The 17,270-nt window shown below is 73.7% G+C and carries 14 protein-coding genes; 6 read left to right on the plus strand and 8 right to left on the minus strand.

Annotation, left to right across the window (positions count from 1 at the left end):
• Positions 1-18: 18 nt before the first annotated feature.
• Positions 19-621 carry a hypothetical protein gene (locus ABZ951_RS17935; protein ID WP_344097401.1) on the plus strand — a complete coding sequence of 201 codons (603 nt, stop codon included), beginning with the start codon at positions 19-21 and terminating at the stop codon, positions 619-621.
• Between the two features lie 164 nt (positions 622-785).
• On the opposite strand, the gene ABZ951_RS17940 is transcribed toward ABZ951_RS17935, so the two are convergent.
• The 4 genes from ABZ951_RS17940 to ABZ951_RS17955 all read right to left on the minus strand — a co-directional run bounded on the left by ABZ951_RS17940 (position 786) and on the right by ABZ951_RS17955 (position 4,517).
• Positions 786-2,009, minus strand: a complete 1,224-nt coding sequence (locus ABZ951_RS17940) for a cytochrome P450 (protein ID WP_344097399.1) — start codon at positions 2,007-2,009, stop codon at positions 786-788.
• A 183-nt stretch (positions 2,010-2,192) separates the two neighbouring features.
• Positions 2,193-3,404: an MAB_1171c family putative transporter gene (locus tag ABZ951_RS17945; protein WP_344097397.1), complete on the minus strand. Its 1,212-nt coding sequence runs from the start codon at positions 3,402-3,404 to the stop codon at positions 2,193-2,195.
• Positions 3,397-4,035 (minus strand): hypothetical protein, encoded by a 639-nt coding sequence (locus ABZ951_RS17950; RefSeq protein ID WP_344097394.1) that lies wholly within the window; start codon positions 4,033-4,035, stop codon positions 3,397-3,399. Before ABZ951_RS17950 ends, ABZ951_RS17945 begins: the two co-directional genes overlap by 8 nt.
• Positions 4,032-4,517, minus strand: coding sequence for a helix-turn-helix transcriptional regulator (locus ABZ951_RS17955; RefSeq protein ID WP_344097391.1), 486 nt, complete (start codon positions 4,515-4,517; stop codon positions 4,032-4,034). The genes ABZ951_RS17950 and ABZ951_RS17955 overlap by 4 nt, the downstream gene beginning before the upstream one ends.
• A 315-nt stretch (positions 4,518-4,832) precedes the next feature.
• On the opposite strand from ABZ951_RS17955, the gene ABZ951_RS17960 reads away from it, so the two are divergent.
• Positions 4,833-5,810, plus strand: coding sequence for a trypsin-like serine protease (locus tag ABZ951_RS17960; RefSeq protein ID WP_361280210.1), 978 nt, complete (start codon positions 4,833-4,835; stop codon positions 5,808-5,810).
• Positions 5,811-5,874: 64 nt separating this feature from the next.
• Here the strand turns inward: ABZ951_RS17960 and ABZ951_RS17965 are convergent, their stop codons facing one another.
• Positions 5,875-6,606, minus strand: coding sequence for a hypothetical protein (locus ABZ951_RS17965; protein WP_344092275.1), 732 nt, complete (start codon positions 6,604-6,606; stop codon positions 5,875-5,877).
• On the minus strand, positions 6,606-7,859 hold the full coding sequence (locus ABZ951_RS17970; protein WP_344092273.1) for a VWA domain-containing protein: 1,254 nt from the start codon (positions 7,857-7,859) through the stop codon (positions 6,606-6,608). Before ABZ951_RS17970 ends, ABZ951_RS17965 begins: the two co-directional genes overlap by 1 nt.
• A gap of 414 nt (positions 7,860-8,273) precedes the next feature.
• Between ABZ951_RS17970 and ABZ951_RS17975 the strand changes: the two genes are divergently transcribed.
• Positions 8,274-8,780, plus strand: coding sequence for a PepSY domain-containing protein (locus ABZ951_RS17975; protein ID WP_344092271.1), 507 nt, complete (start codon positions 8,274-8,276; stop codon positions 8,778-8,780).
• 277 nt (positions 8,781-9,057) lie between these two features.
• Here the strand turns inward: ABZ951_RS17975 and bla are convergent, their stop codons facing one another.
• The gene (gene bla, locus ABZ951_RS17980; RefSeq protein ID WP_344092286.1) at positions 9,058-9,969 is read right to left on the minus strand and encodes a class A beta-lactamase; all 912 of its coding nucleotides are present in this window, start codon (positions 9,967-9,969) and stop codon (positions 9,058-9,060) included.
• A gap of 354 nt (positions 9,970-10,323) precedes the next feature.
• Between bla and ABZ951_RS17985 the strand changes: the two genes are divergently transcribed.
• From ABZ951_RS17985 to ABZ951_RS17995, 3 genes are all read left to right on the plus strand, one after another.
• On the plus strand, positions 10,324-10,863 hold the full coding sequence (locus ABZ951_RS17985; protein WP_344092269.1) for an RICIN domain-containing protein: 540 nt from the start codon (positions 10,324-10,326) through the stop codon (positions 10,861-10,863).
• Between the two features lie 291 nt (positions 10,864-11,154).
• Complete coding sequence (locus tag ABZ951_RS17990; protein WP_344092266.1) at positions 11,155-11,613, plus strand: hypothetical protein; 459 nt, start codon at positions 11,155-11,157, stop codon at positions 11,611-11,613.
• Positions 11,614-12,127: 514 nt separating this feature from the next.
• Positions 12,128-13,597 (plus strand): UDP-N-acetylmuramoyl-L-alanyl-D-glutamate--2,6-diaminopimelate ligase, encoded by a 1,470-nt coding sequence (locus ABZ951_RS17995; RefSeq protein ID WP_344092264.1) that lies wholly within the window; start codon positions 12,128-12,130, stop codon positions 13,595-13,597.
• A gap of 43 nt (positions 13,598-13,640) precedes the next feature.
• Here the strand turns inward: ABZ951_RS17995 and cobN are convergent, their stop codons facing one another.
• Entirely contained in the window at positions 13,641-17,258 is a 3,618-nt protein-coding gene (gene cobN, locus ABZ951_RS18000; protein WP_344092262.1) for a cobaltochelatase subunit CobN, read from the minus strand.
• Between the last annotated feature and the right edge of the window lie 12 nt (positions 17,259-17,270).

Genomic DNA, 17,270 nt, shown 5'->3' on the forward strand with positions numbered 1-17,270 from the left:
GTGATAGAAATTGCATCCATGCCTGTGAGCCCCTCCCCCTCGTCCTCTCCCCCGCGCGAGCCCGCCGCCCCGCGGCGCAGGCTGCTCTGGCACCGCCTCATATTCGGGCTCTGGTACCGGCCCGTCGAAACCCTCGACGAGGCCCGGGACCGGAGCGTCTGGGGGGCCGCCGCGTTCCTGTGCCTGGTCTGCGGAGCGCTGGGGACGATGGGGCGGGATTCCTTCTGGGGGCAGTGGCGCGTCAGCCCCGCCCTCGCGCTGGAGGCCATGGCCATCGCCGACGGGGTGCTGCTCCTCGCGAGCCTGCTGCTGGGCGTCGCCACGCACGCCATCGCGCGCCGCCTCGGCGGCAACGGCAAGTTCGGTCCCACCGTCACGCTGTTCGTCGTGCTGTTCTGGGCGACCGACCTGCCGCGCCTCGCGCTCGACGCGTGCCTGCCCGGCGACTCCTTCGCCGTCCGGGCGGCCGCCTGGACGACCTCGGGCTTCGGCTACGCCTTCGCCGCCCTGCTGATCCGCGGCCAGCACCACCTGCCCACCCACAAGGCCGTGGCGGCGGTGAGCGTGCAGATGCTGGCGGCGGTGGCCCTGCTGAAGTTCCCCACGGGCGTCGGCAGCTGAGCCGCGCCGCGTGCGGGAGGGGCGGGCCCCTGCCCCGATGTCACCCGGGTGTGCCGAACGCCGAAGGCCCGCCCGGTGCGACGGGGGATGCACACCGGGCGGGCTCGAGGACAGTTCTACCGCATCAAGGATGGGTTATGCACCAAAAATCTGTTCGGCTTTGCTCAGCCCCACCGAACGGGGAGCGAAATCAGGCCACGCGCGCGCATCGAGGGACGCCACTCCAGCTCCTCGCGCGGCACGTCGAGCGTGAGTCCCGGCAGTCGCTCCAGTAGCGCGGCCAGGGCCGTTTCGGTCTCCATCCTGGCCAGCGGCGCGCCGAGGCAGTAGTGGATGCCGTGACCGAGCCCGAGCTGCCCGGTCCGCGCGCGGTTCGGATCCAGCCGTTCCGGTTCGGCGAAGTGATGAGGATCACGGTTGGCCGAGGCCAGCGACAGCAGCACGGTCTCCCCGGCCGGCACGGTCACGCCGCCGATCTCGAGGTCCTCCAGCGGGAACCTGCGGATCGCCAGCGGCGCGGGCCCGTCCCAGCGGTTGATCTCCTCGACCGCCGCGCCCAGGCCGCCCGGATCCGCCCGCAGCCCGCGCATCAGCTCGGGGTGGTCCAGGAGGGCGAGCACCGCGTTGCCGATGAGCTGGACGGTGTTCTCGTAGCCGGCGAAGAGGATGAGGAAGGCCAGCGAGGAGAGCTCGTCCTCGGAGAGCCGGTCCGCCGTGCCGTCGCCCTCGCCGTCGCGGACGGCGATCAGGTCCGAGAGCAGGTCGTCGCGGGGGTCGGCGCGCTTGCTCGCGATGAGGCCGGTGAAGAAGCGCATCATGTTGCCCACGGCCTCCTTCATCAGGTGCGGCCGCCCGGGGTCCGGTGCGATCAAGGCGTCGGTCCAGGCCCGGAAGTCCAGGCGGTCCTCCTGCGGAACACCGAGCAGGTCGCAGATGACCGTGATGGGCAGCGGGGCCGCGTAGGCGGCGACCAGGTCGGCCCGCCCCTCGGCCTCGACGGCGTCCAGCAGTTGGCCCGCGACCTCCCGCACCGGTTCGCGGAGCTTGTCGACCCGGCCGGGAGTGAACGCCTTGGCCACCAGGCGGCGTACGCGGGTGTGGTCGGGCGGGTCCATGTTCAGCAGATTGGCGTCGAGGGCCGGGGGCAGCGAGAAACCGCTGTAGCCGCCGGGGGCGGCGTTGCGCTTGTCCAGGGAGAGCCGGGGGTCGGCGAGGGCGGCGCGCACGTCGTCGTAGCGGGTCACCAGCCACGCGGGCCGGCCGTCCGGGCCGGTGATCCGGTGCACCGGGGCCGCCTCTCGCAGCCGGGCGTAGGTGCCGTAGGGGTCGGTGATCAGCGCTGTGACGTCGAGGGGCGCGGACGCGCCGGTCAGGGCGGTGTTCTGCATGGCACCCGACTCTAGAGGGGTGGTTTCCCGGCACGGGCGGCCGGTGGTGCGGTCGTCGCGCACCGGTGGGGGTGACACGCACGGGCGGCGCCGGATCCGTATCTCGTACGGACCCGGCGCCGGCCTGTGGCGCAGGCGGCCTTGACCCCCGTCCATGGCCGCCCGGTCTGTGGGCCCACGCCGTCAGGGACGGCGTGCTGCGCTGATCTCCCGCAGTTCGGTGAGCACCGCGTCGACCATCGGATCGTGGTAGAGATCCGCGACGCGTGCCAAGTGTTCGTGTTCCTCCGCCGGATCGGCGCTGACGGTCACCACCACGCTGTCGGCGTGCGGCGTCGGCACATGGCCGGTGACCTGGTTCTGCAGGCCTCGGCGGAGTGCCGCGGCCTCCACCACCGCGGCGAGCCCGCGCTCGTCCAGGGCGGCGGCGGTGGCCTTCTGCCGGGCGATGTCCAAGGCCGCCGCCTCGACGTGGCGCCGGATGCCGCGCTGGATGTCGCGGATCTCGGCCATCTGGCGGTTGGCGCGCCACTCCAGGTCCGCGAAGGGCCAGCGGCCCGTCCAGCGGCGCTCGGTGAGGGTGACCTCGGGGGCGTGCGCGGTGACAGCCTGCCACAGCGGCTCCAGCCGGTGCATCCTGCGCCAGGCGGCGACCCGGGGGCCGGCGGCGGGCAGCGAGAAGCCGAGCAGGACCAGCAGCGCGGCGACCGAAGCGGTCATCGGCGCCACCCCGTTGGACAGCCAGTACACGTCGTGGCCGGCCCAGGTCAGGACGAAGCCGACCAGCTTGCACAGGCAGTACAGCAGGCCCAGCCAGCAGCCCACGGCGAGCGTCCGCAGGCCCTTGGAGAGCCAGGAGGGGCCCAGCTGCGCGGCGTAGCGGGGGCAGAGCGAGCCGAGCCCGGCGAGGCTCGTGCCGAAGATGGCCAGATACAGCACCAGGAACGCGACCACTCCGGGCTCATGGGCGTAGGCGGTGCTGAAGTCGCGCGGGTGCTCCACGTCGTCGGGGCGTCCGACGGCGAAGCAGACGATCGCGGCCGCCCAGGCCACGCCCACGGCCGTGACGGCCCACCGCGACCGCCGGGCGGCGCGGGCATGGGCCGCCTCGTCGCCCCGGCTGGTCCAGCGCAGGAGGAGCACCGTGGCGCCCGACGCGAACAGCACCACGGCGGAGTAGAGGAAGACCATGGCCAGGTTGGCCACGCCCGTCAGGCGGTCGAACGCGCGGTAGACGCTGGGCGCGGAGAACAGGAAGACGACGGGCACGCCCGAGGTCATCAGCGCGGTCAGGCCGAGGTCGACGTTGCCGCGGTCACGGAGCCAGGCGCGGGTCTTGTAGCCGACGATCGCCCAGGTGACGGCGCTGAAGGTGAGGTACAGAACGTCAAACACCGCCGGCGCCCCCTTCTCTCAGCTGCCTGCGCACGTGCTGCAGGGCGGGCCCGAGGGAAGCGGCGAGCTCGGCCGCCTCGCCCTCCAGGAGGGTCTCCTGGCCGGGCGGCGGGGGCACGACCTTCTCCATGAGGAGGGTGCCGAGGATCTCCGTCTCGCGCTCGGTGAGGTTGTCGTAGCAGTGGTGGCGGGCCAGCCCCATCGTCAGGCCCATGCGGCGCATGGCGGTCGCCACGTCGACGGAGGGCGTCCACACCTTGAGGGCGTCCTCGGTGACGGCCGGGTCCTGGTCGTGGCCGAGCAGGAGGTGGCCGAGCTCGTGCAGCACGATGTGGACCTGGTGCCAGGGCGAGGTCTTCTGTTCGTAGATGACCCAGTAGGCGTCGTCGGTGGTGGCGGTCATGCCCGAGACGACGCCGTCGAGGCTCATCGGGACCAGGCGGATGGTGCGGCCCACACGGCGCGCGACGACGTCGCACAGGCCCTGCAGATCGGTCGACGCGGGCAGCGCGAGCTCGTGGATGAGCTGCTTGCACCGGCGCCTTGTGCGCCCCACGCGCATGCCTGCACCGTCCTCGTCCTCGGTACGCCGCCAGTTGGTGAAGAGCCGGTCATCCGCCGTGACGGTCACGGGCGCTCCTCGCTGCCCGCGTCCGGCGGGTCGGCCGGGAGGTTCATCTGCTGCCGGAACTGGGCGATGATCGTATTGAGGCTGTCCTGGACCTCGGGCGGCAGCCCCACCGACCGCAGGGCGATCGCCCGCACGCGCTGATCCCTCATGGCGACGAGGAAGCGGACCTCCTCCTCCACCCGCTCGGCCTGGGAAGCCGAGAGATCACCCATCAGATAGCCGACCGGAACCGCGAAGAACTTGGCCAGGGCGCGCAGCACGTCCGGGCTGGGGTTGGCGCGTCTGCCGTTGCGCAGCATCGAGAGATACTGCTCCGTCAGACCCACCCCGCCGTACTCCTCGGTGCCGCGGCTGATCTCCTCGGCCACGTGCCCGTTGGTGTACGGCGCCCCGGGCGGATGCATGTTCGCGAACAGGTAGTTGAGCCGCTGCGCGAGCGGGCTGCTCACGTCACCTGCCGACCTGTCGCCCCCGGCTGCCATCCGTCCCGTCCTTATCGGCCGTTCTTCCCCCGTCACCTCACGGCCAGTTAAGCCGGAGGTTGCCGCGATCAGCATCCTGTCATGGGAGGAAGGTCTCGCACTAGTCCATCGCAGGTTACGGATGGGTGACCGGACTTAACCAGTGGTTGATAGGGGTGGCGGCTTGGGAGCGTTCCGGTGAATCCTGACGCTTTGCGGCCTGTTCACCCCCGCCCCCGGCGCAGGAGGATGACACGCTCGCCCCGAAGATGTCCCGCCCGGCCGGACCGTGGCGTCCCCGCGGCCGTGCGCCCGGGTGCCAGGGAGGAACCGTTGATGCCCAGACCCTTCGGCAGCCGGCCGCGAGCGCGCGGACCGCTCGCCCTCCGCGCGCTCGCGGCCGCGCTGTTCGGCCTCCCGGCCCTCACGGCGGGCCCGGCCGCGCTCGCCGCCGCCCCGGCCGGCCCGGAGACCGCGGCCACCGCCGTGGGCGCCGTCGGCGCCCGCGCGGCCGACGCCTATTGGACGGCCGGGCGCATGGCCGCGGCCCTGCCCGCGGCCGGCGGGAGACGGGCCGCGGGCCCCGCGGGGGCCGGGCGCGTACCGCCCGGCCGCCCCTTCGACGGGATCCCGCAGGTGGGGACGTTCTTCTGGACCGACGGCACGGGCACCGGGCGGTTCTGCGGCGGCACGGTCGTCCGCAGCCCGCACCGCGATCTGGTGGTCAGCGCGGCCCACTGCCTGCTCTCCCCCGACCCCCGGCGGCGCCTGTCGTTCGTCCCCCGGTACCACGACGGCCTCAAGCCGCACGGCGTCTTCCCCGTCGAGAAGATCCACATCGACCGGCGGTACCGCGAGCTGGGCACCGGCCGCGGGGCCCGCTGGGACTACACCGTCGTGCGGCTCGGCCCGCGCGCCGACGGCACCCGGGTGGAGAGCGCCGTCGGCGGCTTCCGCCTCGCGGCCGGCCCGGGCTTCACCCACCGCCGCGTCCGTCTCATCGGCTACCCGGGCAACAGCGACTCCACCCACCCCAAGCCGCTCGACTGCCTCTCCTCCACCCGCCGCTACACCAGCACCGATCCGGGGGCCCCGGGCGACTTCCTGGAGATCCCGTGCGCCGGTTATGTCGGCGGCACCTCGGGCGGCCCGTTCCTGGTGCGCGAGCGCGGCGGGTACGCGCTGATCGGTGTCATCGGCGGCTATCACACCGGTGGCGACACCCCGGACGTCTCGTACAGCTCGTACTTCACCGGGGACCTCACGGCGCTGTTCCGGCGCGCCGTGCGCGACGACCCGGCGACGGCCCCCTGACGACGCGCGGGCGCCCGTGGCCTTGAGGACCACGGGCGCCCGCGCCCTTCTCAGAACCGCTCGGCTACTGCCCGGGCGGGCGAGTGGCCCCGCGCGGGTGGCGGGTGAGGGTGTAGCCGCCCACGGCGGCGAGCGCGCCGAGCACCGTTCCGCCCACGGTCCACGCCCAGCGGTCGGACCACCAGCCGCCGTTCCAGCCGCTCTCCGGCTCCTTGACGGCCGCCGCGTGCAGGGGGGCGCCCAGCTCGCCGCCCTCGGCGCGCGCCCCGCCGGTGTCCTTCGCGTCCGCCGTGACCTCCGCCTTCACCGGCAGCCCCAGATCCTGGTCGGGGGTGTCGGTGACGGTGAGCCGGAGGTAGTAGGCGCCGGGCAGCGGGTCGTTGGCCCACCGCTCCGACCAGGGCCGGACGGTGCGCAGCGTGCAGGTCAGGGTCACCGAGGTGTCCTGCGCGGAGGCCCGCTGGGTGGCCTCGCCCGACGCGCACGCCTGACGGCGGCGCAGACCGTCGAAGACGTCGAGCTGCCAGGTGGCCGCACCGTGCCGGGAGGCCGCCTCGGGAAGGTTCACGGTGGCCTTGGCGGTCATCTTCTGGCCGGCTCCGGCGGGGAACTGCCAGTAGAGGTAGTCGCCCGTCGACGCGTTCGCCGTCGCCTTCTGTCCCTGCTCGACGGCGGTGGCGGTGCGGAAGGTGGTGCCCGCCTCCGTCGGCGCGTCCTCGGCCGCGGCCGGGGCGGCGGAGGCCAGCAGGGCCGCGCCGACGAGCAGCGCGGCGGCCGTCACACGAGTTCTGCGCATCAGTTCGCCCTCCATACCGCGACACGCCAGCGGGACAGCCAGCCCCACACCAGTCCGGTGAGCAGCCCGGTCACCACGAGTACGGCCAGCAGGATCCAGCCCCGGCCCAGGCCGAAGGCGGCCAGGTCGGAGGGGTTGTCGGGGGACTTCACCAGGTCGACGGCCAGTTCGACGGGGAGCCCGGGGTCACGCTTGACGGACGGGGGCGCGGAGAAGGAGTGGGAGACCTCCAGACACACGGTCCGCGGTTCCTTGTCGTCTTTCTTCTCGCCGATCGGGTAGCGCAGCCCGGTGGCCGCCACGTCCGTGCGCCCGCTGCTCGCGTCGGAGCCGCGGACGAGTTCCTGACCGCCCTGGCTGACGGCGCGCAGGAGGATGCCGTGGTCCCGGTCGACGGCGCGGTCGGCGCCGATGCTCGCGCCGGCGCGCAGTTCCTGACCGGGCTTCACCTTGACGCGGTACCAGCGGTGCTCGGAGAACGCCGCCCGGTCGGTCCAGAGGCCGGCGCCGAGCTCGGGCGCCTTGGCGCAGCTGTCCGCGCCCTGGGTGGCCTTGGGGGTCTCGACCGGCTGCTCGGCGCGGCGCACGAGCTGCTTGATGCGGCCGGAGAGCTCGTCCTTGTGCTGCACGGAGGTGTAGGTGCCGCCGGTGGCCTCGGCGATGCAGCTCAGCTGTTCGCGCGTCTTGTCGTCGCGGGCGAGGCCGAGGGTGTCGATCGTCAGGTGGGTGCCCTTGGCGGCGAGTTCGCGCGCCACGTCGCACGGGTCGGGCTGGCCGCAGGAGTCCTCGCCGTCCGTGATGAGCACGATCCGGCGGGTGCCGCCGTCGGTGCCCAGGTCCTGGTCGGCGCCGCGCAGCGCGTAGCCGATGGGCGTCCAGCCGGTCGGGCGGAGGGTCGCGACGGCGGCCTTGGCCTCGGTCCGGTCCACCGGGCCGACGGGGTACAGCTGCTTGCTGTCCCGGCAGCCGGTCTCCTTGTCGTCGCCGGCGTAGTTCGCCCCGAGGGTCCGGATGCCGAGCCGCACCCCGCCGGGCACCGCGTCGATCACTTCGTTGAACGCCTGCTGGGCGGCCGCCATGCGCGACTGGCCGTCCACGTCCCGGGCCTTCATCGAGCCGCTGACGTCCAGCACCAGCTCGACTTTCGGGGAATTCTTCGAGGGCCCGTCGGCGGCGCTCGCCGGCACGATGCCCCCGGCCAGGGCGGCGAGCAGAGCGCACGCGCCCGCCGCCAGCCGTCTTGTGATGATCATCCGAGGATCTTAGTGATCAGCGAGTGGCGGCCCAAATGCCCGGCGGGACCGCGCGGGCACCGGTCGGTACGTCACGCGCGCCGGCGCGCGGCGCGCCCCCGGCGCCGGGGCGACGGTGCTGCCGCCGTCCGGCGGAACCGGCGGTGCGTCCGCGCCGGCCGGTGCGGAGCATCGACTTCCGGGGCCGCCTTCCGGGGCCGGACGGGCCGGGCCCGCGTCCGGTCCGGGTCCGGGGCGCCCGTTCCGCACTACCCGCGCCGCCGGTTCCCGCCACCCGGGCTAGCCGATCTGACGGTATGACAGCACCCCAACGTGGGAGAAATCGGCTGACGAAGTCTGCGGCAGGCCGTCAGCGGGGAGTGGTGCTCACGCGCCGACAAAATATGACGAGCCGCCACAGAAGGAGAACCACGCATGTCGCTGAAGAGACGTCAGCCCCAGCCGTCCGGTCGTACGCTCGCCCGCACCGCCCTCACCTGGGGGGTGTCGGCCGCCGCCCTGCTGGCGATCGCGCCGGCCGCGGTCGCGCAGAGCAGCACGCCCACCCCGTCGACGCCCGAGGCGCCGCAGGCCCCGGTGGCGGCCGTCGAGAGCGTCCGTGCCGTACCGGCCGGTGACCGTGGCCACGACCACGACAACGGCCGGGACCACGACAATGGCCGGGACCACGGCCGCGGCCACGGCCGGGACCACCACAAGAAGATCAACATCCACAAGGCGATCGAGATCGCCGAGCACAAGATCGGTGGCGGCAAGGCCACCGGTGCGGAGCTGGAGAAGAAGAACCTCGGCGCCAAGCACGGCGGCAGCCGCTACGTGTGGGAGGTCGAGGTCAAGTGCGGCAGCAAGAAGTACGAGGTCCTGGTCGACCCGGACCACGGTGGCGTCTGGCGTGTCACTGAGGAGAAGAAGAAGAAGTAACGGCGGCACGGCTCGGGGGCGGGCCCCGCTCAGGCCGGGGCCCGCGCGTCACCGCCTCGCACGACCGGGCGGCGGTCCTGCACCGCAGGGCCGCCGCCCGGTCACGCGTGCGCCTCCGGCGGGCCTTCGATGGTGATCGTCTGTGGCGGCGAGCGCCCGGCGGGCGCGTCCTCGAACTCCCCCGGCTGCCCCCCTCAGCTACCGCTGGGGGAGCTTGAGAACACCGCCGCGCGGCGGTGGTGCACCCCGCACCCGCCGGCAGGTCCCGGCGCCGCGCTCAGCCGAGCGCCCCGGCCAGCAACGCGGCGGTCCGGGCCACCAGCTCGTCGTCCGCCGCGGCAGCGGCCTCGTGCCGGGTGGTCAGGACGGACAGGACGATCGGCGGCCGGCCGGGCGGCCAGGTGATGCCCGCGTTGTTGTTGGTCCCGTAGCTCCCGCCGCCGGTCTTGTCGGCCAGGGCCCAGTCGGCGGGGAGCCCCTTGCGGAAGCGGTTCACGCTCGTGGTGTTGGCGAGCATCCACCCGGTCAGCCGCTTCCGGTCCCAGGGCACGAGCGCGTTGCCGAGGGTGAGCCGGGCGTAGGTCTGCCCGATGGCGCGAGGGCTGGTGGTGTCGGTGAGGCGGTCCGGCTCGGCCGAGTTCAGCTGGGGCTCCCAGCGGTCGAGCCGGGTCACCCCGTCCCCGGTCGAGCGGCAGAAGTCCGTGACGGCGGTCGGACCGCCCAGCTCGCGGAGGAGCAGGTTCGCGGCGGCGTTGTCGCTCTGGGTGATGGCCGCGTCGCACAGTTCCGCGACGGTCATGCCGTGCGCGAGGTTCTTCTCTTTCCCCGTCTCGGGGGCGTACTCCGCCTTCTTGACGTCGTCCGCCGTGTAGTGGACGCGCCGGGCGAGGAACTCGCCGTGGCGGTCGAGGTCGCGCAGGACGGCGGCGACGGCGACGGTCTTGAACAGCGAACACATCGGGAAACGTTCGTCCGCGCGGTACAGCACGGTCCGGCCGGTGGCCGTGTCGTGGGCGTACACGCCCAGCCGGGCGGCGTGCGCCCGCTCCAGCTCTCTCAGCTGCCGGGAGAGGCCGGCTCCGGGCGTGGCGGCGTGGGCCGTACCGCCGGGCAGGGCGGCGGCGAACGCCGTCCCGGCTCCGAGGGTCAGTACGGTGCGGCGGGTCGGGCGTGCTCCTGCGGGTTCCACGGTCGGACTCTCCTCTTCCGCGATGATCAGGACGTTGTCCAGGACGCCCGGGCGGCTCGCGCGGTTTCGCTGCATATCCGCTCAACCTGGTCGGATCCCACCGTTCGCAGCGAACATTCCGTGCCCTGAAGGGCCTGTGGGGAGGGCTTCGTGATCTTCACAACACGGGGTCGCCTTCACGGAATGCCGACACCGCGCGCACAGGATGGCCGGTTCACGGGTACCGACGGAGCGGTTCCTCCAGTGGGATGTCCAGCGTGCCGCCCCGGCGGCAATGCGACCTGTCATGCGCTTATGTCATGTGCCCCGACGGGCCGGCCCGCAGTGCCGGCCCCCGTTCCTGGGAGTATGTCCGTGCGTACACGTTCCCGCGCCGCCGCCCTCGCCCTCGCCGCCACCGCGAGCCTGCTCGGCGCCACCGGCGCCGCCGAGGCGGCGCCGTCGGCCCCCTCCGCCCCTTCCGCTGCGGCCGCCGGGCTCTACCGGTACGTCAACGTGGCCACCGGCAAGTGTCTCGACGTCCGCGGCGGCTCCGACGCCAACGGCACCGTCGTCCAGCAGTTCAGCTGCAAGGGCGTCACCAACCAGCTCTTCGCGGAGCTGACGACCCAGCACGCCACGGTCAATCTGGTCTCCCGTGACAGCAACAAGTGCGTCGACCTGAGAGACAGCTCGGGCGCGGACGGCGCGGGTGTCCAGATCTGGGACTGCAACGGCGGCTGGAACCAGCAGTGGCTGTTCCTCGCCTTCCCCAACGGCGCCCTCCAGATCCAGAACGCGGCCAGCGGGAAGTGCCTCCAGGACGCGGGCCTGCCGAGCGGCAGCAGGCGCGAGGTCCAGCAGATGTCGTGCGCCGCGCTCTCCACCCAGGCGTGGCGGCGCGTCTCGGCGTAGGCGGGGCCCCGCTGGCTGAGGGTCCGTCGTTGCCGCCCGCGGTGGCGAGCGTTGCCGCCTACGGCGCGTCCGCTGTTGCCGCCTGCGGCGGCGAGCGTCCTGCGGGCGCGTCCTCAAACTCCCCCGGCTACCTCCCCCAGCTACCGCTGGGGGCACCTTCCAGCGGTAGCTGGGGGAGAGTGAGGACACCGCCGCGCAGCGGTGGTGCACCCCCACACCCGAGGGGGTGTCGCGCCGGGTACCGCTACGGTCACGGCATCAGCGGGAACGAGGAACCTGGAGCCGGAGACCATGGATCTGTTCGAGCTGCGTCTTGGGATGTACGCCACCGGACCGGACGCGCGAGCGCTCGCCGACCGGGCCCGCCGGCTCCTGGACGAGCACGCCGCGTCGGAGGCGTCCCCGGTCACGGCGTGGGCGCTCTCCCTCGTCGGCGGCGGCCGGCCTGCCGGGCCGGAAGGAGAGGGAGAGCCGACGGTGGCCGGGCTGTACGAGGAGCTGCCGGAGCAGTGGCGCGTGGAACACCCGGGGCAGGAGCCCGGTGAGCGGACTGTGACCGAGCTGCGCGTCGGCGTCCTCGGTGACACCGGGCAGCTGCGCGAGCTCCTCGACGCTCTCACGGCCCTCGCCTGCCCCGACCCCGTCCACCCGGGCCCGTGCCCCGTGCCGTGGTCGGCCGGCTTCAGCGAGCCGCTCGACGAGGAGTCCCGGGCCCGTCTCGAGTCCCGGTACGGCCACCTCCGCGGCTGATCCGTCCCGGCCCGCGGACCTCGCGCGGCGGGCCGGGGCAGGAGTCCTGAGAGCACCACGGCACCCAAGGAAGCCGGCCGGCGGCGTGCACCGGCCCGTTGTGCCCGTCCGGGCCTCCCGCCGGACGTACACTGCAAAGGTGCCGGGCAGGCCCCTGCTCCGCCCGGCCACCTGTTCGACCCTCTGGAGCCGGACCGACGGTGCGGCCACCCGCTGCTCGGCCGTGCGGCCGCCGGCGGTGAACAGGTAGCGAGGCCCGGCCGGTCCGGCCCACGGCTCGCACGCAGATATCCCCCTGCGGGGCCCGCTCGCCTTCACGCGCAATGCCGCCGGTGCCCCGGTCCCCGCTCCGCCCGTGCCCGCACGGCGCCGAAGAGGCCGGTACCCGCGGCCGGCACGACCCCCGGCTCCGCCGGGTCATGGTCATCAACGCGGTTTCCGGTGCACCGCCGCCCTCGCCACCCGGCCGGGCCGCGCGAGAGGTGTGCCGTCGGCCGCCTCCGAGGGGACAGCTGTGAAACTGAGCGCACTGCTTGACGGGCACGACCACCACATCCTCCAGGGCGAGGCGGACGCTTCGGTCACCGCGGGGATGACCTTCGACGCCCACCAGGTGGCACCCGGCTCGCTCTACATCGCGGTACCGGGCCACGAGGGCGGCGGCCCCGGCCTCGTCGCACGGGCGCTGGAGCGGGGAGCGGTCGCCGTCCTTGCCGAGGGCGGCGCCCCGCCACCGGCTGCGGGGGCGGGCGTGTGCGTGGCGCGGGTGGCGGACGTCCGGGCGGCCGCCGCGCTCGTCGCCTCCCGCTACTACGGCGAGCCCGGCAGCGCGATGGACGTCGTGGCGGTCACGGGTACGAACGGCAAGACGTCCGTCTCGTACATGGTGGAGTCGGTGCTGCGGAGCGCCGAGGGCGCGACGGTAGGGGTCATCGGCACCTCCGGCAGCCGGATCGGCGAGCAGGCCGTCCCGATGCCGCGGTCGGTGCTGTCCACCCCGGAGGCGCCGGACCTCCAGTACCTGCTGGGCCACATGCGCGACCGGCACGCGACCAGCGTGGTCCTGGAGGCCACGTCGATGGGCCTGCTGGAGCGGCGCCTGGACCACGTGCCCGTCGACGTCGGAATCTTCACCAACCTGACGCAGGATCATCTCGACGACCACGGGACGATGGAGAACTACAAGAACGCCAAACTCGGGCTCTTCAGGGGCCTGTGCGAACGCGCGGTGGTCAACGCCGACGACCCCGTCAGCAGGGACATCCACGCCCTGATGCCCGGCGCGGTCACCACCTACGGCCTGGACGCCCCGGCCGATTACCGTGCGAGCGACCTCTTCGTGGACGCCGCGGGCACCCGCTTCACGCTCCACCACGACGGCCGCAAGTACCCCGCGGCCGTCCCCGTGCCGGGCCGCTTCTCGGTCGCCAACGCGCTGGCCGCGCTGGCGGCCTGCCACCTGCTCGGCCACGACCTGCCCGCACTCGTGGCCGCTCTGGACCGGATGCCGCCCACGCCCGGGCGGTTCGAGCGGTACCGCACTCCCCGGGGCATCGGCGTGATCGTGGACTACGCGCACTCCCCGGACTCCCTGGAGCAGGTCCTCACCACCGTCCGCGGCTACGCGACCGGCCGGGTGATCACCGTGTTCGGCTGCGGCGGGGACCGTGACGTCACCAAACGCGCGCCGATGGGCGCGATCGCCGGGGCCTACTCCGACCTGTGCGTCCTCACCTCGGACAACCCGCGGGGCGAGGACCCCGAGGCCATCCTGGACCAGATCGCTCCCGGCCTCGCCGTCACCGGGACGCCCTTCCACCGGGTGGCGGACCGGCGGGCGGCGATCCTCTGCGCGCTGACCGCCGCCCGGCCCGGTGACGTCGTGCTGGTCGCGGGCAAGGGCAGCGAGCCCTACCAGATCACCGGCGACGCGCTGCTGCCGTTCGACGACATGAGCGTGGTCCGCGAGCTCGCCGCGGGGTGAGTGCCCCCGCACCGTGACCGGCACGGCGCGGGGGCGGCCGTCCCTACTCGTCGCCCTCCAGGCTGCCCTCGGTCTCCAGGAACGCCTGGCGGAGCGCTTCGAGGGTCTCCGCGTCCGGCTTGGCCCACATGCCGCGGCCCTCGGCCTCCAGGAGTCGTTCGGCGATGCCGTGCAGGGCCCAGGGGTTGGCCTCCTGGAGGAAGGCGCGGTTCTCGGGGTCCAGGACGTAGGTCTGGGCGAGCTTGTCGTACATCCAGTCGGGGACGACGCCGGTCGTGGCGTCGTAGCCGAAGAGGTAGTCCACCGTCGCGGCGAGCTCGAAGGCGCCCTTGTAGCCGTGGCGGCGCATCGCCTCGATCCAGCGGGGGTTGACCACGCGGGCGCGGAAGACGCGCGAGGTCTCCTCGACCAGGGTGCGGGTGCGGATCGTCTCCGGGCGGGTGGAGTCGCCGATGTACGCGGCCGGGGCCCTGCCCTTGAGGGCCTTCACCGTCGCGACCATGCCGCCGTGGTACTGGAAGTAGTCGTCGGAGTCCGCGATGTCGTGCTCGCGCGTGTCGGTGTTCTTCGCCGCCACCGCGATGCGCTTGTACGCGGTCTCCATCTCCTCGCGGGCCGGGCAGCCGTCCAGCTCCCGGCCGTAGGCGTAGCCGCCCCAGACGGTGTAGACCTCGGCGAGATCGGCGTCGGTGCGCCAGTCGCGGCTGTCGATGAGCTGGAGCAGGCCCGCGCCGTAGGTGCCGGGGCGCGAGCCGAAGATGCGGGTGGTGGCGCGGCGTTCGTCGCCGTGGCCGGCGAGGTCGGCCTGGGTGTGGGCGCGGACGTAGTTGTCCTCGGGGCTCTCCTCCAGCGCCGCGACCAGCCGCACCGCATCGTCCAGGAGGCCGATGACGTGCGGGAACGCGTCACGGAAGAAGCCGCTGATGCGCAGGGTGACGTCGATGCGGGGGCGGCCGAGCTCGGCCAGGGGGATCGGCTCCAGGCCGTTGACGCGGCGTGAGGCGTCGTCCCAGAGCGGGCGGACGCCCATGAGCGCCAGCGCCTCCGCGATGTCGTCGCCCGCGGTGCGCATCGCGCTGGTGCCCCACAGGGACAGGCCCACCGACTCCGGCCAGCTGCCCTCGTCGGTGCGGTAGCGGTCCAGCAGGGAGTCGGCGAGGGCCTGGCCGGTCTCCCAGGCGAGGCGGCTGGGGACGGCCTTGGGGTCGACGGAGTAGAAGTTGCGGCCGGTCGGCAGCACGTTGACGAGGCCGCGGAGCGGGGAGCCGGAGGGGCCCGCGGGGACGAAGCCGCCGGCGAGAGCGTGGACGGCATGGTCGATCTCGTCGGTGGTCGCGGCCAGGCGCGGGACCACCTCCGTGGCGGCGAAGGTCAGGATCGCGGCGACGCCTTCGGGCTGCCCCTCGGTGACCCGGGCCACCGCCGCCGGGTCCCAGTTCGCGTCCTCCATCGCCTGGACCAGGGCGCGTGCCCGTGCCTCCGCCTCGTCCGCGGTCGTGCGCGTCGCCGCCGACTCGTCGAGGCCGAGCGCCTCGCGCAGGCCCGGCAGGGCCGCCGTGCCGCCCCAGATCTGGCGGGCGCGCAGGATCGACAGGACGAGGTTGACCCGCGCCTCGCCGGTGGGCGCGCCGCCCAGGACGTGCAGGCCGTCGCGGATCTGGGCGTCCTTGACCTCGCACAGCCAGCCGTCGACGTGCAGCAGGAAGTCGTCGAAGCCGTCGTCGTCCGGGCGGTCCTCCAGGCCGAGGTCGTGGTCGAGCTTGGCGGCCTGGATGAGGGTCCAGATCTGGGCGCGGATCGCCGGCAGCTTCGCCGGGTCCATCGCGGAGATCGCGGCGTATTCGTCGAGGAGCTGCTCCAGGCGCGTGATGTCGCCGTAGGACTCGGCGCGGGCCATCGGCGGCACGAGGTGGTCGACGAGGGTGGCGTGGGCGCGGCGCTTGGCCTGAGTGCCCTCGCCGGGGTCGTTGACGAGGAAGGGGTAGACCAGCGGCAGGTCGCCGAGGGCGGCGTCGGGCCCGCAGGAGGCGGACAGGCCGGCGTTCTTGCCGGGCAGCCACTCCAGGTTGCCGTGCTTGCCGAGGTGCACCATGGCGTCGGCGCCGAAGCCGCCGTCGTCGGCGGAGGCGGCGATCCAGCGGTAGGCCGCCAGGTAGTGGTGCGAGGGCGGCAGGTCGGGGTCGTGGTAGATGGCGATGGGGTTCTCGCCGAAGCCGCGCGGCGGCTGGATGAGGATCAGGAGGTTGCCGCGGCGCAGGGCGGCGAGGACGATGTCGCCCTCGGGGTTGCGGCTGCGGTCGAGGAACATCTCCCCCGGCGGCGGCCCCCAGTGCTCCTCGACGGACGCGCGCAGGTCCTGCGGCAGCTTCCCGTACCAGCGCTTGTAGTCGGCGGCGGGGATGCGGACGGGGTTGCGGGCGAGCTGTTCCTCGGTGAGCCACTCCTGGTCGTGGCCGCCGGCCTCGATCAGGGCGTAGATGAGTTCGTCGCCGTCGCCGGACTCCAGGCCGGGCACGGGCTCGTCGGCCTCGTTCCCGAAGTCGTAGCCCTCCTCGCGCAGCCGGCGCAGCAGGGCCACCGCGCTGGCGGGGGTGTCGAGGCCGACGGCGTTGCCGATGCGGGAGTGCTTGGTGGGGTAGGCGGAGAGGACCAGCGCCAGGCGCTTGTCGGCCGGGGGGATGTGGCGCAGCCGGGCGTGGCGCACGGCGATCCCGGCGACGCGGGCGGCGCGCTCGGGGTCGGCGACGTAGGAGGGCAGGCCGTCCTCGTCGACCTCCTTGAAGGAGAACGGGACGGTGATGATGCGGCCGTCGAACTCGGGGACGGCGACCTGGGTGGCGGCGTCGAGCGGCGAGAGGCCCTCGTCGTTCTCCTCCCAGGCGCTGCGCGGGCCGGTCAGGCACAGGGCCTGGAGGATCGGCACGTCGAGGGCGGCCAGGGCGCCGGCGTCCCAGGACTCGTCGTCGCCGCCCGCGGAGGCGGTGGCGGGCTTGGTGCCGCCGGCGGCGAGGACGGTGGTGATGACGGCGTCGGCGGTGCCGAGCGCCTCGATGAGGCCGGGCTCGGGGGCGCGCAGGGAGGCGACGAAGAGGGGCAGGGGGCGGCCGCCCGCGTCCTCGACGGCCTCGCAGAGGGCGTCGACGAAGCCGGTGTTGCCGCTCATGTGGTGGGCGCGGTAGTAGAGCACGGCGACGACGGGGCCGGTGGCACCGGGCTTCGCCGCGCGCTCCAGGGGGCCCCAGGTGGGGGCGGGGGCCGGCGCCTCGAAGCCGTGGCCGGTGAGGAGCACGGTGTCGGAGAGGAAGCGGGCAAGCTGGTCGAGGTTGGCGGGGCCGCCGTGCGCGAGGTAGGCGTGGGCCTCGGCGGCGATGCCGATGGGGACGGTGGACGCCTCCATCAGCTGGGCGTCGGGCGCCTGTTCGCCGGTGAGGACGACGACGGGCCGGTCGCCGGCGAGGAGCAGGTCGAGCCCTTCCTGCCAGGCGCGGATGCCGCCGAGGAGGCGGACGACGACGAGGTCGGTGCCGTCCAGGAGGGCCGGAAGGTCGTCGAGCGCGAGCCGGGAGGGGTTGGCCGGCCGGAATGGGACCGGGCCTCCGTGAGCGGCAGCCGCGCGGGCGCTGAGCAGGTCGGTGTCGGACGTCGACAGGAGAAGGATCACGCGGCGCTCCCC

Origin of the sequence: Streptomyces sp. NPDC046215 (genome assembly GCF_040646215.1) — a bacterium.
Taxonomy (GTDB): domain Bacteria; phylum Actinomycetota; class Actinomycetes; order Streptomycetales; family Streptomycetaceae; genus Streptomyces; species Streptomyces stramineus.

Coding starts and splice junctions, on each gene's coding strand:
- ABZ951_RS17970 (WP_344092273.1), bottom strand. CDS start 7,859: ATGATCATCACAAGACGGCTGGCGGCGGGCGCGTGCGCTCTGCTCGCC.
- ABZ951_RS17960 (WP_361280210.1), top strand. CDS start 4,833: ATGCCCAGACCCTTCGGCAGCCGGCCGCGAGCGCGCGGACCGCTCGCC.
- ABZ951_RS17990 (WP_344092266.1), top strand. CDS start 11,155: ATGGATCTGTTCGAGCTGCGTCTTGGGATGTACGCCACCGGACCGGAC.
- ABZ951_RS17965 (WP_344092275.1), bottom strand. CDS start 6,606: ATGCGCAGAACTCGTGTGACGGCCGCCGCGCTGCTCGTCGGCGCGGCC.
- ABZ951_RS17940 (WP_344097399.1), bottom strand. CDS start 2,009: ATGCAGAACACCGCCCTGACCGGCGCGTCCGCGCCCCTCGACGTCACA.
- ABZ951_RS17955 (WP_344097391.1), bottom strand. CDS start 4,517: ATGGCAGCCGGGGGCGACAGGTCGGCAGGTGACGTGAGCAGCCCGCTC.
- ABZ951_RS17975 (WP_344092271.1), top strand. CDS start 8,274: ATGTCGCTGAAGAGACGTCAGCCCCAGCCGTCCGGTCGTACGCTCGCC.
- ABZ951_RS17935 (WP_344097401.1), top strand. CDS start 19: ATGCCTGTGAGCCCCTCCCCCTCGTCCTCTCCCCCGCGCGAGCCCGCC.